The sequence below is a fragment of the Mycobacterium sp. 3-98 genome (assembly GCF_035918355.1).
In the GTDB taxonomy this organism is placed as follows: domain Bacteria; phylum Actinomycetota; class Actinomycetes; order Mycobacteriales; family Mycobacteriaceae; genus Mycobacterium; species Mycobacterium intracellulare.
The window spans coordinates 545,996-561,115 of the sequence record NZ_CP142360.1 but is presented as its reverse complement, the minus strand read 5'-3'; the positions used below and the strand labels follow the sequence as shown (position 1 = coordinate 561,115).

Here is a 15,120-nt window from a genome sequence, read left to right as displayed (position 1 = left end):
CGTCAGTCGGCTGGCTCGTAACGCAGGAGCGTGACGTCGTGTTCCGGGTAGTCGCAGAACACCGGCTTCACCCGCATCCCCACCCGCAGGCGGGCCGGGTCGACATTGACCATTTCGGTGGAAAACCTTGGGCCCTCGTCCCATTCGACGATGGCGAGTAGCTGGGGCACGGCATCGGCGAAGTGCGGGCTGACCGGCCGGTGGGCCACGGTGTAGGAGTACAGCGTGCCCATCCCGGAGATCTCGCGCCATTCCAGGTCGTCGGCCAGGGTGCGCGGCGCGCGCACCCGCGGATAGAACACATACGCCTGCAGCGACGGCGAATACTGGATGACGATGCGGTGCTGCGCGAGCGCGTCCCAAAACGGCGCGCTGGTAGGGGTTTTGGCGGGCATCGGCCGCTCTAAGGTGGTCATCGGTGATCAGTCTCCCTCGAGGATGAGCGTGGTCTGCTCGGACAGGATCCCGCCGTTGCCGGACACGAAGGCGCGGTGGCAGTCGGCGACCTGCGCCGCCCCGGCGCGGCCCATGATTTGGCGGGTGGCGTCGCAGACGTGGTGCATGCCGCCGGCCAGACCCGCCTGGCCGAAGCCTAATTGGCCGCCGGCGGTGTTGAGAGGGAAGTCGCCGCGGAACGTGAGGTCGTGGCCGGCGACGAACTCCATCCCCTTGCCCTTCTCGCAGAATCCGGCGTCTTCGAGGGAGAGCAGCACGGTGATGGTGTAGCAGTCGTAGATCGAAACCATGTCCATCTGCTCCCGGGTCAGGTCCGTCATGGCGAAGGCCGTGTCGGCGGCGGCGGCGATCGGGGTCTGCAGCAGGTCCTGGGCGTAGGTCGGCGTCTTGAACGGCACGTGCTCGCCAAATCCCTTGACCCACACCGGCCGATTGCGGGAGCGCCTGGCGACGTCGGCGTTCGCGACCACGACGGCGGCGCCCCCCACACACGGCATCACGATCTCCAGCATGTGCAGCGGGTCGGCGATGACCGGGCTGGCCAGGACGTCATCGACGGTCAGTGGCTTGTCCTTCCAGATCGCGCCCTCGGTGTGATTGGCGTTGGTGCGCTGGTCGACGACGATCTTGGCCATCGCCCTCTCGTCGTAGCCGTAGATCGCCGCGTAGCGTTGGGCGACCTGGCCATACGGTCCGTTCTGGCCGAGATTTCCGTAGGGGATCTCGAATTCGGCCTGGGGAGAGCCGTATTGGTTGCTCGACGACCCGAAATACAATGCGTCGCCGAGCGATCTGGGTTTCTTCGGCGACATCGGGGTGATGTACCGGGCGGGCAGCGCGCACAAGACGGCGTCGCAGATGCCGAGTTCGACGGCGGCGGCGGCCCGCCACACCATGGCCGCGGCGCTGGCGCCACCCAGGTCCACGTGTTCGGCGAACCTCGCCCCCACTCCGAGGTATTCGGCGATGGTGGAGGGGACGAAGATCTCCGACTCGGCCAGGTGTGACGCCACGATGCCGTCGACAACCTCGAAGGGCAGTCCCGCATCGGCGAGCGCGGCGGCGCCGAGTTCGGCCCATTGCTCGATGACGAAGGGGGCGGGCGACGCCTTGGTCATTCGTTCGGGTGGCAGTTCGACGTACCCGACGATCGCGGCCTCGCCACGTAAACCCATGAGCTGTCCTACTTTCGGGGTAGTCCGAGGATCATCTGCGCGATGATGTTGAGCTGGATCTCCCTGGTTCCCCCGCCGATCAGCTCGGCCGGCAGATGCAGATAAGGCTCCACGACCGCGGTGTCGGGGTCGTGGACCATCGCGACCTGCCCGGTGAGCTGCAGCGTGGCCTGGAAGGTGCGCCGCAGCAGCACATTCATCGCGACCTTGGCGATGCTGGACGCCGGGCCGGATGCCTGACCGTCGAGCAGCCGAATGGTTTCGCGCACCCCGAGTGCCCTGATCGCGTTGGTGTAGGCGTCGAGCTCGCCGAGCTCACGCAACGCGTCGTCACGGTCCGGTCCGGGTCGAGCGGCGAGCCGGCGCAGCGCGACGGCCCGGTCGAACTTGACGTATCCGCTGATGGCCGAACGCTCTTCGGCCATCGTCGCGATCGCCAGGCTCCAACCATCGGTGGGGCCACCCAGCAGCATCTCGTCGGGAATGAACACGTCGTTGAGGAACACCTCGTTGAAATGCGCCTGCCCCGTCGCCGTCTTGATCGGCTGGATCTCCACCCCGGGGGAACGCATATCGAGGATGAAATAGCCGATGCCGCGGTGCTTGCTGGCTTCGGGGTCGGTGCGCGCAAGGAGCGCACCCAGGTCGGCGTATTGGGCCAACGACGTCCAGATCTTGTGGCCGTTGATCCGCCAGCCGCCATCGACCTTGGTCGCGCGGGTGGTCAGCGACGCGAGGTCGGAGCCGGCTCCCGGTTCGCTGAACAGCTGACACCACAGGGTGTCGCCGCGTTGGGTCGCCGGGATCAGCCGCTCCTGCAGGTCTTTTGGCGCGGCGGCCAAGACCGAGGGCAGGATCCATTCGGCGATGTTCAGCGAGGGCCGAACCAGGCCGGGTCGCTTGGCGAACTCCTCGTCGATGATGAGCTGTTTCAACGGATCCGCATCGATGCCCCACGGCGCCGGCCAGTGCGGCGCCATGAGGCCGGCGTCGGCGATCAGCGTGCGTTGCGGCCCGGTGGCGAGGTGCTCATAGTCGCCGTGCGGCGCGGGTTTGTCGTTGCGCAACTGCAGGGCCGCATCGAGCGTCTCGGCCACCCAGGAACGGAATTCGGGCTCGGCGTCGCCGAGGTTCACCGACATGTCGCGCGTCTGGGTGCAGGTGAGCTCCCCCAGCCGCCGCGCCCAGCGGTTCGCCGGGCCGATGGATCCCGCCAGGCTGATGGCCCGCCGCCAGTACAGGTGCACGTCGTGCTCCCAGGTGAAACCGATGGCGCCGAGCATCGTCAACGCGTCGAGCACCAGGTCCGGGGCGGGCGAGATCGCGATCACGGCCGCTCCGGCGGCGGCCATCCTGTGCTGATCGAGTGATTCGTCGACGGCGCGCACCGCGTCCCAGGCCGCCGCGGTGGCCAATTCGCTGTTGACCAATAGCATTGCCGCGCTGTGTTGCAACGCCTGGAACGTGCCGATCACCTTGCCGAATTGTTCGCGGCTGCGCAGGTGGGCGGTGACGGCCTGCAGGCACCACTGGACGATGCCGGCCGTCGTAGCGGCGACGAGACCCAACAGCACACAGCGCGCGCGTTCCGCGTCGATCCCGGTGAGTGCCTCGTCGTCTGTCGCCGTGTAGTCGTCCAGACGCATGATCCCGGCATCGGCGACGAGGTCGGTGCCGCGGACGGGTTCGACTGTCACCGCGCGCTTTTGGGTGTCGACCGGCACCCAGACGACGTCGCCTTCCCGGGTCGGCGCGCCGACCAGGATGATCCGCGCCGCGCACACGCCCGGTGTTACCTCCGACGCCCCGCTGAGAGACCACCGCCCGTCCACGGCCCGGGCGTGCAGATCCCCGTCGCCCGGAAGCACGACGGCAGCGGTGACGCCGGCCGCGAGGTCACGCACCAGTGATTGCGCGCTCGGTGTCGGATCGGCCAGCAAGGCGACCGCACCCGCGGCCACCGTCGGCAGCAGCGGGCCGGGCAACAGCGACTTGCCCGCCGCCTCCAGCACGCACGCGGCGTCGATCAGCCGTCCGCCCTGGCCGCCGAGGTCCTCCGGCAGGTGCACGGCATGAAACCCGTTGCCGACCAGCGCATCCCACCATCCGGGTGGGCGGCCTGCCGCGAGCTCGTCGAAGCTGCCGCGTGTCGTGGCGATGGGGGCATTGCGGGCAGCGAACTGCCCGACGGCGTCGCAGAGCTCCTGTTGTTCCGGGCTCAGCCCCAGGGTCATGCGGGCGGCCGCATAGTGACTGACGATGGCCGCACTGATTGCTACCCTTTCGGCTCCGGATGCGAGTCTGACAAGACGGACCGTCTCGTCTTGTGGCAGACTACCGGGGGTAGTCAGGATATGTAAAGCGGGCCAGCGCCGCAGTGAGGACCACCAGATGCCAAGCGATCTCACCGAGGTGGGCGCGCCGGCGAACACGCCCCGGCGTCGCAGCGAGAAGTCCCGCACGGCGATCGTCACGGCGACGCGCGAACTGCTCCTCGAGCGCGGGTTCGACGGCCTGTCCATCGAGGCGGTCGCCGCCCGGGCCGGCGTGGGCAAGCAGACCATCTACCGCTGGTGGCCCACCCGACCCGCGCTGGTCGCCGACGTCATGCTGGAAGACGCCGACACGCTGCTCGCGTCGGTCAACCACAGCGGCGATCTGGCTGCCGATCTGGTGAGGTGGGTCGGCAAGCTGTTCGCCAGCCTGACCACACCGCGGGGTTCGGCCATGCTGCGCACCCTGACCGTCGCCTGCATGGAGCACGAGGACACCGCCGTCAAGTTGCGCGCGGGATTCAGTGCGCCGCTGCACGATAGCGTGCGGGCCCGGTTGCTCGCCGGCGGCATCGACGAGGCGGTCGCCGAATCGGCCGCGGACGCCATCGTCGGCGGCGTGGTGTATCCGATCCTGTCCGGCGCGCAGCCCTACTCCCGACGGCGGGCGGAACGGACCACCCGGCTCATCGTGGACGCACTCACCCGGGGCTGACCGCCGCCGCGCGGTCGACCGAGATTGCGGCCAGCCCCCGGCTCACCCGGTCGGGCAACGAGCCGCCGTGGCTCAGCCAGTCGTCGAGGGCGATGCGCACCGCCGCCATCGCCAGCGCGCCGATCAGGCGCGGCCGCGGATCGTGCTCGGCCAGCCCGGCCATCCGCGGCGCGACGAGCTCGGCGATCGCCACTTCGTAGCGCACATAGACGTGCAGCGTCCACGCATCCAGCGTCTCGGATGACCTTGTCAGCGTGGCTAATTCGCGGACCTGGTTCTCGATCTCGGCGAAGTCGCGGGCGAGTTCGCCGAACGCGCCGATGACCGCCTCCATCGCGCCAAGCTCCGGAGGCTGGGCCGCGAGGGCGGCGGTGATCCGGTCGAGCCAGTGGCCATTCATGCCCTCGGCCACGGCGTCTTCCTTGGAGTTGAAGTACCGGAAGAAGGTCGCGCGGCCGATGTCGGCGGCGTCGGCGATGCGGTCCACGGTCGCCCCCGCCAGACCGCGACTGGCGACCAGCCGGGCGGCGGCGGTGGCGATGCGCTGACGCATGGCCGCTCGCTTCCGTTCGGCCAGCGACGTCACGGCCTCCGAAGCCGGCACCGACGCGGACGTTGCAGACATGCCCCCACCCTGTTCTCCCAAATCGCCACCAAAAGCCTAAGACATAGTCTTAGCATGAGACGATGTCTCAGACTGGTGTTCCGTCCGTCCAGGCCGCCCCGAAGGCCCGCGCCGCGCTGGAGTTCTTCCAGCAGATGCTCACCGACGTCAGCAAGATCGTGGCCGAGGACGCCGAGTCCGAACGCGAACTCGCCGAGGGGTTGCGGGTGGTGGCGCGGGTGTCCTCGCTGTGCGCGCAAATGTCGGTCGAGGCCGACCCGGACCGGCCGTCGTTCTTCGATATGTGTTCGGACAACCGGATGGTGGGCGGCCCCAACCCCGACGGCAACTACTACCTGGCCATGATCCGCGGGGATCGCCGCTACCGGATCACCGGCTCCCGCGGCACCAGCGCCTACCTCGGCTTTCAGATCCTGGCCGGCACCGGGCTGACCCCGCGGCGGATGGCGGGCTACGTCAGCGACACCGACCTGAAGCTGGACTCGGGCGACTTCACGCTCGTCCTGTCCGCCGACGAACCGCCCGACCTGGCCGGCGCGCAGTGGGTGAAGATCCCGGCCGACGCGTCGTCGGTGGTCGTGCGGGAGTACATCGGTGACCGGACCGCCGAGAAACTCGCCGCGCTGCGCATCGAAGCGCTGGACCCGGGCCCGCTGACGGCGCTGACCGACGACGAACTCGCCGATCAGTTCACCGCGATGGCGTGGTCCCTGATGAAGCTCACGACCCTGCACCGCACCATCAAGCCCGAACTCCTGGAAGCCCCGAACACCTTGCTGACGGCCCAGGCCGCCGATCTGGGCGCGGCCGACACCACGCCCGACAACCTCTACATGATGGGAACCTTCCGGCTCGAGCCCGGCCAGGCCCTCGTACTCGACATCGCACCACCCGACACGCGGTACTGGAACGTCACCCTGGAAAGCATCTGGCACGAATGCCTGGAGCCGCGCCGCCGGCACAGTTCGGTGACCAACCGCGGTGTGCGACCCGACGCCGACGGCCGCGTGCGAATCGCGGTCTCCGACGAGGATTTTGGGCTCGGTCATTGGCTCGACACCGGCGGCCGGCAGCGCGGGTTCATCGTCCTGCGCTGGCTGGACAACCCGAGCCCACCCGACGTGACGGTGTCGGTGCACCAGGGACGGCAGCGGTGATGACGCTGCAGGACCGGTTCGCCCCCGAACGGCTGATCGCCGCCGCCTGCGAGGAAGTCGGCAGCGACGACTTCGGCGCCGAGGGCTGGCGTCCCGGGCTGCACCGCGTCACCGACGGGTTGATCAACGATGCGCGGCTATCGGATATCGGCGTCGAGATCGCTCACCTCGACCTCATGCGCGCCCTGAAGAACCGGCTCGGCGTAATCGCTTGGCGCAAGCAACATCCCGAGGTCGCCGAGCAGAAGATCACCGCGCCGATATTCATCGTCGGCCAGCCACGCACCGGCACCACGATCCTCTACGACCTGCTCGCCCAGGATCCCGAGCTGCGCGCCCCACTGACCTGGGAGGTCGACGAGCCCTGCCCCGTCCCGCAGCCCGAGACCTATCACGACGATCCGCGTATCGCCCAGATTCAGGCCAGCATCGACATGTCCGAACAGATCATGCCCGGCTTCTTGGCTTTTCATCCGATGGGCGCCCTGGTCGGGCAGGAATGCGTGCGCATCACCGCGGCCGAGTTCGTCAGCATGATCTTCTCGGTGCAGTATCGGCTGCCGGGCTATTACCGCTGGCTGCTGTATGAAGCCGACCACGCGGGGGCGTATCGCTTCCATCGAATCTTCTTGCAGCACTTGCAGTCCGGTGTGGCCGGCCAGTGGTTGTTGAAGTCGCCCGCGCACCTGTGGCAGCTGGACGCGTTGCTGGCCGAATACCCGGACGCGCTGATCGTGCAGACACACCGCGATCCGGTCAACGTCATCTCGTCGATCGCCGCGCTCACCCATCACCTGCGCCGGATGTGCAGCGACGAATCCAGCATCACCGAGTGTGCGGCCCAGTCCTACGAGGAGATCGTCGTCGGCCTGGACCGGGAGATGGCGTTGCGCGACAGCGGCGCCGTGCCCGCGGGGCGCGTCATCGACGTGCGGTTCGCCGATTTCATGACCGACCCGTGGACCACGATCAAAGACATCTACCGGCGGCTGGACCGCGAGCTGCGGCCCGACACCGAGCAGAAGATGCGCGAGTTCCTCGCCTCCCATCCCTCCGACGGTGGGCGCGGCCGTTACACCTGGTCGGACACGGGGCTCGACGCCGGTGAGGTCCGCGAGCGGGTGACCGCGTATCAGGACCGCTACGGGGTACCGGCCGAACCGCTGCGGTGAGGCGTCCGGACGGCATCGAACGCGCCTGCGGCGCATAGCCTCTCCGAGCGGTAGGCTCGCCGCAAGCGATGGGAGCGGCGGTGGATGAAGATTGTCTGAAGCTCACCACCTATCTGGCGGAGCGCCGGCGGACCGGCGACGGCTTTGTCTCCGATGTGCTGCTCGGCCTTTATGAGCGGCACCGCATCGCTGCCGGCGTGGCGCTGCGCGGCATCAGCGGCTTCGGCACGATGCGCCGTTTTCGTACTGATCAGTCGTTGACGCTGTCCGAAGATCCGCCCGTCGTGATCGTCGCGGTCGACACCAGAACGAAGATCGAGGCACTGCTCGACCCCGTGCTGACGATCAAACAACGCGGCCTGGTCACCCTGGAGCGTGCGCGGCTCCTGCACGAGGACATCGGATCCCCGCAGCTGCCCGAGGACCTGCACGACGCCGTCAAATTGACGATCTACGTCGGCCGCAAGCAACGCGTCAACGGGACGCCGGCCTACATCGCGCTCTGCGACTTGATGCACCGGCGCGGCCTGGCCGGCGCCACGGTGCTGTTGGGCGTGGACGGTGTCGCGCACGGAGAACGCCAGCGCGCCAACTTCTTTGGCCGCAACGCTGACGTTCCGATGATGATCGTCGTCGTCGGCTCCGGCGAGCGCATCGGCCGCGTGTTGCCCGAACTCGCCGGGCTGCTGCGCACGCCGTTGTTCACCCTCGAACGGGTCCGAGTCTGCAAGCGCGACGGACAGTTTTTGGAACGACCGCACGCCCTGCCCGGAACGGACGAGCACGGCTTGCCGCTGTGGCAGAAGCTGACGATCTATACCTCCGAGTCGGCGCAGCGCGGCGGCGCGCCGATTCACCGCGCGATCGTCCAGCGGCTGCGCCAGGCCGGGACCGCGGACGGCGCCACCGTCCTGCGTGGCGTGTGGGGGTTTCACGGCGATCACCCGCCCCACGGCGACAAGCTGCTCTCGCTGACTCGCCGGGTACCCGTGGTGACCATCGTGATCGACACCCCGGCCAACGTCGCCGAATCCTTCGCTGTCATCGACGAATTGACGAGCGAAGAGGGACTGGTCACCAGTGAAATGGTGCCCGCGTTGGTGTCCGACGAAGGCGACAGCGGGCAGGGGCCGCCGCGCATGGCCCGGCACCGCTATTAGCTATTAGCGGCGCAACAGGTCAGCCGGCGACCGAGGCGTCGTAGATCGACTGGATCGCCTTGTCCAGCGTGGTGTTGAACTGCTCGTCGGTCTGGTCGACCGAAAGCCCCTCGGTAAGCGCGCGGCTGAAGCTGGCGATCAGGCCGGTGTTCTTGGCGAGCAGCTCGTTGGCCTCCTCGCGCGAGTAGCCGCCGGAGAGGGCCACCACCCGCATGACCTTCGGGTGTTCGATCAGCGGACGGTAGTAGTTGGCCTCGGTGGGCAGGCTCAGCTTGAGCATCACGCGCTGCCCGTCGGGCACGCTGTCGAGCTGCTTGGTGATCTCGTCGCGCAGGATGCGCTCGGCCTCGGCCTTGTCCGAGATCGAGATGGTGACCTCGGGCTCGATGATCGGCACCAGACCGTGCGCGAGCACCTGACGGGCGACCTCGAACTGCTGGGCGACCACGGCGGCGATGCCTTCGGCGTTGGCCCCGCCGATCACCGACCGCTCCTTGGTGCCGAACACGCCCTTGCCCACGGCCCGCTCCAGCAGCTCGTCAAGCCCCGGCATGGGCTTCATCAGCTGGACGTCGTTCGACGCGTCCGCCAGCCCCTTGTCGATCTTGAGGATCGGCACCACGCCCTTGGTCTCCCAGAGGTAGGTGGTCGACGGCTTGCCCTCGATCTCCCGGTCCATGGTCTGTTCGAACAGGATCGCCGCCAGCACCCGGTCACCGGTGAACGACGGGGCGGTGATGATCCGCGAACGCATCTCGTGGATGAGGTCGAACATCTCCTTGTCGGAGGAGTACGCGCTGTCCTCGATGCCGTACAGGCGCAGCGCCTTCGGCGTCGAGCCGCCGCTCTGGTCGAGCGCAGCGATGAATCCCTTGCCCGACGTCATCCGGTCCGCTTGCTGCTGGTTCGACATTGAACTCTTCACTCCCTCGTAATGGGCGCACCCGGCCGGGGAGGCCACGCACGCTCAAGCCTGAATCGTGCCGATCATATTCGGCCAGCCCCGACCGCAAGAGACAGGCCGTCGCGGGACCGCCGGGCGGCGGGAATCGTGCAGCATTTTGAGGCGGGATTGGTGCGTGTCCTACCATTGACCAAACACTTGTAGCTGTATCTGCACTGAGCGGCGCAGATCGACCGGGGTGGATCCCCGCGTAGGCAAGCGTGTTCCCCGAGGGGTTGAATCAGCAGCCCCCGGATATGGCAGTGGCTGTACCAGAGCTAGCGGTGTCCCGCACGGGACCGAATGTGAGTGATAGACCATGGGCGAACAATCCGGCGATGTCGTCGACCCAACCGCTTTTGAAGTGGGCAAACACCAGGTAGATCAGGCGGTCGTGCTGACCGTCTCGGGTGAAGTGGACATGCTGAGCTCGCCGCAGCTGGCCGACGCCATCCAGACCGCGTTGGCCACCAAGCCCGCGGCGCTGATCGTCGACCTGTCGAAGGTCGGTTTCTTGGCCTCGGCCGGGATGACCGTGCTGGTGACCGCGCAGGCCGAGGTCGAACCGCCGACGAAGTTCGCGGTCGTCGCCAACGGCTCGGCCACGAGCAGGCCGATCAAGCTGATGGGGATCGACAGCGTGCTCGCGCTGTACAGCAGCCTGGACGGCGCGCTGAGCGGTATCGCCGGGGAATGAGCCTCGACGCGAGTGCGAACACACCTGGGGGCGATGGGTCGGTTCGATCGGCCACATAACGTGTCGAACCTCGATGACCGCACTCTTTTCGTCCGAACGGGCGTGGCGGCCGACGCACGCAGCGCCGCCCGGACCCGCGCCGAGTTCGGCGCCTGGTTGAACCGGTATTTCTCACCGTGCGCCGATCGCTTCAGCGACCTGCTCCTCGCGGTGAACGAAGCGATCGCCAATGCCGCGGAGTTCGCGTACGTCGGCGCGACGCAGCGCGGGACCGTGGATGTGCGGGCGGCCTACGACGCCGGCTCCGACACCCTCGCCGTGACCGTCGACGACCGCGGCCGTTGGCGGCAGCAGGTGCCGGCACAGCGCAACGCGCAGATGCGTGGCCGCGGCATCCCGTTGATGGAGGCGCTCGCCGACGAGGCGGCCATCGAGTGCACACCGCGGGGCACCCGCGTCACCTTGATCTGGACCGGCCTGACCCGGTCGGCCTGCACCGCCTGAACGCCTATCCGGCCAGCACCTGCGCGATGCGGTCTTCGCGCGGCAGCACCGGCCCGTCGTCGAGGGGTTCGTCGATTCCGAGGTCGGTGAGCCCGGCTTTGGTCAGCAGCGAGGTGCCGTAGGCGGCGAGCACGAGTTTTTGATCGTCGCTGTGGCCGTCCTCGACGAGCATCGCGCCGATGAGGCAGATGACGGCCATCTTGTAGGCGTTGAACGCCCGGTACCAGGGCCGGTTGGCAACGCTGATCCCGCTGGCCGATTCGTAATGCGCCAGCAGGGCATCGATGGACAGGGCCGCGGGGTGGCTGTTGATCCCTACCGGCTGCATCCACAGCATCTCCAGCCAGCCGATGTCGGTAAGCGGGTCACCGACGGTCGTCATCTCCCAATCGAAGACGGCACTCACCTCGCCGGCGGTGAAGGCGAAGTTTCCCGGCTTCGCGTCGCCGTGCACCAGCGAAACCGTGGGGCACGGGTCCGGCTTGCCGGCGAGCAGGGCCCCATGAAGGCGCTCCAGGGCGGGCAGGCGGTCGCGCTTGACCCGGTTCATCTCCGCGGCCCAGTGGTCCAGTTCGCGCTCCAGGTGGTCGGCGCCGTCGTCCAGGGTGGCCAGCCCGGTCCGGGTGAGGTCGACCGTATGGATGGCGGCAAGTTGTTCGACGAGGCTCTGGCACATCCGAACCACCGTGTGGTCGGCCGCACCGGTGGGTGGCTCCATTTCGTACACGTCGCCGGCGACGTGTTCCATCACGAAGAACGGCCGGCCGAGGACCTCGCCGGTCGGTTCGAGCCACAGCGCCGCCGGGACGCGGACCGGCGTGCCGGCCAGGGCGCGCAGGATGGCGAACTGGCGCCCGAGGTCGTAGGGCTCCAGCAGAGCGGGTGGTCTGGGCCGCAGCCGCAACACCACGTCGCGGCGGTCGTGGCGGCCGGCGCGCCGGGTGACGACGCTGAGCGTCATCATCTCCGCCGAGTGCCCGAAGCTCACCCGGTCGATGCCCTCGAGGCGGACGTCGTCGGCGTCGCGCACCTGGGTGCGCACCCAGTCGGTCAACCGCCGTTCCCGATCGGCGTCCAGGGTCATCGCCGCGCCCCGTCGCTGTCCTCCTGCAAGCGATCGACCGGGGTCTTGTCCTGGGTGAAGGCGGACATGTCCATCGCGGTCCAGTTGGGGTAGCGGGCATAGCCCTGCCCGCCCATCAGCAATTCGAAGATGCCCCAACCGGTCTCGCCGCCCCGCTCGAATCGCATCAGCTGGTCGAGCGCCATCGATCTGCTCTCGGTCTCGGACAGCTGGTCGGGATCGCTGCTGTCCCAGGCGAAATGAATGAAGTAGGCGCCCCCACCCAAGTCTTCGTATTGGCAGTGTGCCATCGGCAGGCCGTAGTAGGCGTTGACCTGCTGGTGGGGTGCCTCGGCGATCACGCGATGGGCCTGGCCGGCTTCATCGGTGAACACGAGTATCGCGCGGGCGGGTCGCTTGCGGTCGCCGTCGAATTCGACATCGTGCTCGATCTTGACGAATCGTTTCGACAGCCTCCCATCCGCGTAGGTGATGCCGCCGTCGACGTAATTGACTGTGCCGTCGGAGGATTCGATGATCCACGCTTCGATCGCGTGGTCGTCGAACCCGGCGTCGAGCCACAACCAGAAGTCGATCTTGTCCGAGACCCGCACGCCGAAGGTGCGGTCGCGGCCGCCGTGGAAGCCGTCGACGCTGACGCGTTCCCCATCGATCGTCACCCAGCCGCTCCATCGCCCGGGTTCTTTCATGTGGTACATATCGGCGAGCAACTCGCCGTTTTTGCCGCGCACCTTCATGGGCAACAGCTCCCACATCGGCGCGGTGGGTTCGTAGTAGAGCTCCCACTCGATCCCGGAGTTGTTGGGCTCGACGTCCAGCCGCCACTTCTTCAGCGGCTCGACGCAGGTCCAGCGCATCGGTCCGGCGCTCAGGTCGCCGCGGTCATCGCCGGTGACGGGCCGCCCGGACAGCAGGTCCCAGTGCCGGCCGTCGGCGAGGCTGACCTTGACGTAGCCCAGCCCGGTGCCGGTGTTCGGGTTGTTGCCGTAGCCGCTGGCCAGCAGCAAGGTGCCGTCCGGCGACGCGGCGAAGAAGTAGCAGCGATCCGACCACGTCGGGTCGGCGTTGTGCACCTGGTCGAACGTGCTGGGGAGCTGGTGGGTGAACGACTCGTCGGCGGCGGAATACGCCATCATTCGGCCTTTCTGGCGGGGTTTGTCGTTGCGCCGCAAGGCGTTTCGGCAAGGGACTGCGGCCGGGGCAAATTGGCATCCGATACCGAAGCAGCACAACGCATCCCGTAACATCGCCGCCATGGAACCGAGCCGGCGGTGGGGCGACGACCGCGCGATCCTCGACGACGAGGAGGCCCGTAGACGGATCCTGGATGCCGCCGGGCGCTGCATCGTCCGGCGCGGCAACACCCAGTTCCGCATGGGCGAAGTCGCCGACGAGGCCGAGGTGTCGCGCTCGACGGTGTACCGCTACTTTCCCGGTCGCGACGACGTCCTGCTGGGATTGATGCTGGCGCGGATCGACACCGCGCTCGGCGAGTTGGTGCGCTCGCTGCCCGCACCCGACGACCCCGTTCGGTCGGTGCCCGAGATGGTGCTGGCAAGGGTGGAATCCGTGGACGGCAACCCGCTGAACGAAGCGCTGTTCGCGGCCGAGAGCACCGCGGTGGCCTCGGCGCTCGAGAAGGGTTCCGAACCGATCGTCGAACTGCTGTTGCGGCATTACGGGCCGTTGCTCGACCGTTGGAAGGCGGCCGGGCTGCTCTACCCGGACGTCGATTTCCGCTCGATCGTCCAGTGGCTGCACGCCGCGACCCTTTTCCTGCTGGCGCCCTCGTGGCGCTACCGCCCCGCGGCCGACAAACGCGAATTCGTCGAACAGCTCGTGGTGAGGGCCCTGGTTCCACAGATCAGACAATAATCGTATATTGTCTGATGTCCAGATGTTCGATTGGATTTCTCCGACGGCGTCGGTGTCGCTGGCGCAGCACCGGCGTCGGGTTGAGAGCCGGGATGGATGGACATGAAAAACCCTGTGGGACAAGCCTTCTCCTTCGTCGGCCTGGCCGCGCACCTGGGCCGGGGCGCGGGCCGGGTGGCGACCGACGCGCTGGTGGGCGGCCGGTTCGGCTTGCCTCGATCGGCCGACGAGATCGATCCCGCGGTCCTGTCCCGCGTCATGGGAACCACCGTCCGGTCGGTGCGCGTGCTGAGCAGGGACGCGGGCACGTCCTCGCGCGCGCGGCTGGTGCTGACCGGCAAGAACGTCCCGGAGTCGGTGTTCGTCAAGGTCGCGGCGCAGACCGCCGCCACCCGCCTGATGGGTGAGCTCGGCCGGCTCGGGCACACCGAGGTGCGTTTCTACCGCCAGCTCGCGCCGCAGGTCATCGGCGTTCCCTACTGCTACGGCGCGGCCTTCGACCCGTGGACGGGCCGGTACCTGCTGGTGCTGGAGGATCTCCCGGCAGAGTCGTGCGAGTTCCCCGACACCTTGCACCCGCTCTCGACCGACCAGGCCGGCCTCATCGTCGAACTGCTGGCCGAACTGCACGCCACGTTCTGGGACCGGCTGCCGCGCGACGGGCGTGGGCCGCTGGGCTGGCTGTACACGCCGTCCGGCGACGTGACGTCGTTGTTGACCGGCTCGCTGATGCACACCTCGATCAAGCGCCTTGCCGAGCGGACCACGATCCCGGTCGAGAACGGGGCGTTCATCGCCGACAACTACCGCGACGTGGCCGCGCTCATCGACACTCCCCCGCACACCGTCATGCACGGCGACGCCCATCCCGGCAACATGTACTTCCACGGCGGCAAGGCCGGGCTGCTGGACTGGCAGGCGGTGCGACGCGGGCACCCCAGCCGCGAGCTCGCCTACACCCTGATCACCAGCCTGACCCCGGAAGACCGGCGGGCCAGCCAACGCGAGCTGCTCGACGACTACCGGCGGGCGCTGGTGGCGGCGGGAGGCCCCGAGCTGGACCGCGACGACCTGTGGCTGCGGTTCCGCCAGGGCGCGCTGTATGCCTATGTCGCCCCGCTGATCACCACCGGGATGGGCGGAATGCAGGTCGAAGACATCGCCATGGAAGGCCTGCGCCGGGGCGTCGCCGCGCTCGACGACCTGGAAACCGTCGCCGCCCTGAAGAGTTCTCTGTAGGGCGTGCGAATTCCGCTGAAGCTATTGCCTTCGCCGCGCGACGAG

15 protein-coding genes are annotated in these 15,120 nt (G+C 68.0%); 8 read left to right on the top strand and 7 right to left on the bottom strand.

The window, feature by feature from the left end; translation table 11 throughout:
• Nucleotides 1-2 precede the first annotated feature (2 nt).
• From QGN30_RS02795 to QGN30_RS02785, 3 genes are read right to left on the bottom strand one after another with little or no spacing between them, the layout of a single operon-like run.
• Entirely contained in the window at nucleotides 3-416 is a 414-nt protein-coding gene (locus QGN30_RS02795; RefSeq protein WP_038538278.1) for a Zn-ribbon domain-containing OB-fold protein, read from the bottom strand.
• 6 nt (nucleotides 417-422) lie between these two features.
• Nucleotides 423-1,631, bottom strand: coding sequence for a thiolase family protein (locus QGN30_RS02790; RefSeq protein ID WP_038538281.1), 1,209 nt, complete (start codon nucleotides 1,629-1,631; stop codon nucleotides 423-425).
• Nucleotides 1,632-1,639: 8 nt separating this feature from the next.
• The gene (locus QGN30_RS02785; protein ID WP_038538284.1) at nucleotides 1,640-3,865 is read right to left on the bottom strand and encodes an acyl-CoA dehydrogenase; all 2,226 of its coding nucleotides are present in this window, start codon (nucleotides 3,863-3,865) and stop codon (nucleotides 1,640-1,642) included.
• 157 nt (nucleotides 3,866-4,022) lie between these two features.
• Here QGN30_RS02785 and QGN30_RS02780 point away from each other — a divergent pair, with 157 nt between their 5' ends.
• Nucleotides 4,023-4,619, top strand: a complete 597-nt coding sequence (locus QGN30_RS02780) for a TetR/AcrR family transcriptional regulator (RefSeq protein ID WP_038538287.1) — start codon at nucleotides 4,023-4,025, stop codon at nucleotides 4,617-4,619.
• Here QGN30_RS02780 and QGN30_RS02775 read toward each other — a convergent pair.
• Complete coding sequence (locus QGN30_RS02775) at nucleotides 4,606-5,244, bottom strand: TetR family transcriptional regulator (protein ID WP_051475349.1); 639 nt, start codon at nucleotides 5,242-5,244, stop codon at nucleotides 4,606-4,608. The two genes, QGN30_RS02780 and QGN30_RS02775, sit on opposite strands and share 14 nt — an antisense overlap.
• A gap of 62 nt (nucleotides 5,245-5,306) precedes the next feature.
• Between QGN30_RS02775 and QGN30_RS02770 the strand changes: the two genes are divergently transcribed.
• From QGN30_RS02770 to QGN30_RS02760, 3 genes are all read left to right on the top strand, one after another.
• Nucleotides 5,307-6,401, top strand: coding sequence for a DUF1214 domain-containing protein (locus QGN30_RS02770; protein ID WP_038538290.1), 1,095 nt, complete (start codon nucleotides 5,307-5,309; stop codon nucleotides 6,399-6,401).
• Complete coding sequence (locus QGN30_RS02765) at nucleotides 6,401-7,573, top strand: sulfotransferase family protein (RefSeq protein ID WP_009953140.1); 1,173 nt, start codon at nucleotides 6,401-6,403, stop codon at nucleotides 7,571-7,573. Before QGN30_RS02770 ends, QGN30_RS02765 begins: the two co-directional genes overlap by 1 nt.
• 80 nt (nucleotides 7,574-7,653) lie before the next feature.
• Nucleotides 7,654-8,733: a DUF190 domain-containing protein gene (locus tag QGN30_RS02760; protein ID WP_198347150.1), complete on the top strand. Its 1,080-nt coding sequence runs from the start codon at nucleotides 7,654-7,656 to the stop codon at nucleotides 8,731-8,733.
• Nucleotides 8,734-8,752: 19 nt separating this feature from the next.
• On the opposite strand, the gene QGN30_RS02755 is transcribed toward QGN30_RS02760, so the two are convergent.
• Nucleotides 8,753-9,646, bottom strand: a complete 894-nt coding sequence (locus QGN30_RS02755) for a fructose bisphosphate aldolase (protein WP_009953137.1) — start codon at nucleotides 9,644-9,646, stop codon at nucleotides 8,753-8,755.
• A 349-nt stretch (nucleotides 9,647-9,995) separates the two neighbouring features.
• Between QGN30_RS02755 and QGN30_RS02750 the strand changes: the two genes are divergently transcribed.
• Together QGN30_RS02750 and QGN30_RS02745 are read left to right on the top strand one after the other, a co-directional pair.
• A complete protein-coding gene (locus tag QGN30_RS02750; RefSeq protein ID WP_009953136.1) occupies nucleotides 9,996-10,373 on the top strand; it encodes an STAS domain-containing protein in 378 nt (125 codons plus the stop codon).
• A 60-nt stretch (nucleotides 10,374-10,433) separates the two neighbouring features.
• Entirely contained in the window at nucleotides 10,434-10,877 is a 444-nt protein-coding gene (locus QGN30_RS02745) for an ATP-binding protein (protein WP_038538296.1), read from the top strand.
• Between the two features lie 4 nt (nucleotides 10,878-10,881).
• On the opposite strand, the gene QGN30_RS02740 is transcribed toward QGN30_RS02745, so the two are convergent.
• Together QGN30_RS02740 and QGN30_RS02735 are read right to left on the bottom strand one after the other, a co-directional pair.
• On the bottom strand, nucleotides 10,882-11,961 hold the full coding sequence (locus QGN30_RS02740) for a phosphotransferase family protein (protein ID WP_038538299.1): 1,080 nt from the start codon (nucleotides 11,959-11,961) through the stop codon (nucleotides 10,882-10,884).
• Nucleotides 11,958-13,094, bottom strand: a complete 1,137-nt coding sequence (locus tag QGN30_RS02735; RefSeq protein WP_198347201.1) for a DUF7064 domain-containing protein — start codon at nucleotides 13,092-13,094, stop codon at nucleotides 11,958-11,960. Before QGN30_RS02735 ends, QGN30_RS02740 begins: the two co-directional genes overlap by 4 nt.
• A 121-nt stretch (nucleotides 13,095-13,215) precedes the next feature.
• On the opposite strand from QGN30_RS02735, the gene QGN30_RS02730 reads away from it, so the two are divergent.
• Nucleotides 13,216-13,836 carry a TetR/AcrR family transcriptional regulator gene (locus tag QGN30_RS02730; RefSeq protein WP_038538305.1) on the top strand — a complete coding sequence of 207 codons (621 nt, stop codon included), beginning with the start codon at nucleotides 13,216-13,218 and terminating at the stop codon, nucleotides 13,834-13,836.
• Nucleotides 13,837-13,938: 102 nt separating this feature from the next.
• On the top strand, nucleotides 13,939-15,075 hold the full coding sequence (locus QGN30_RS02725; RefSeq protein ID WP_179293371.1) for a phosphotransferase: 1,137 nt from the start codon (nucleotides 13,939-13,941) through the stop codon (nucleotides 15,073-15,075).
• Nucleotides 15,076-15,120 lie beyond the last annotated feature (45 nt).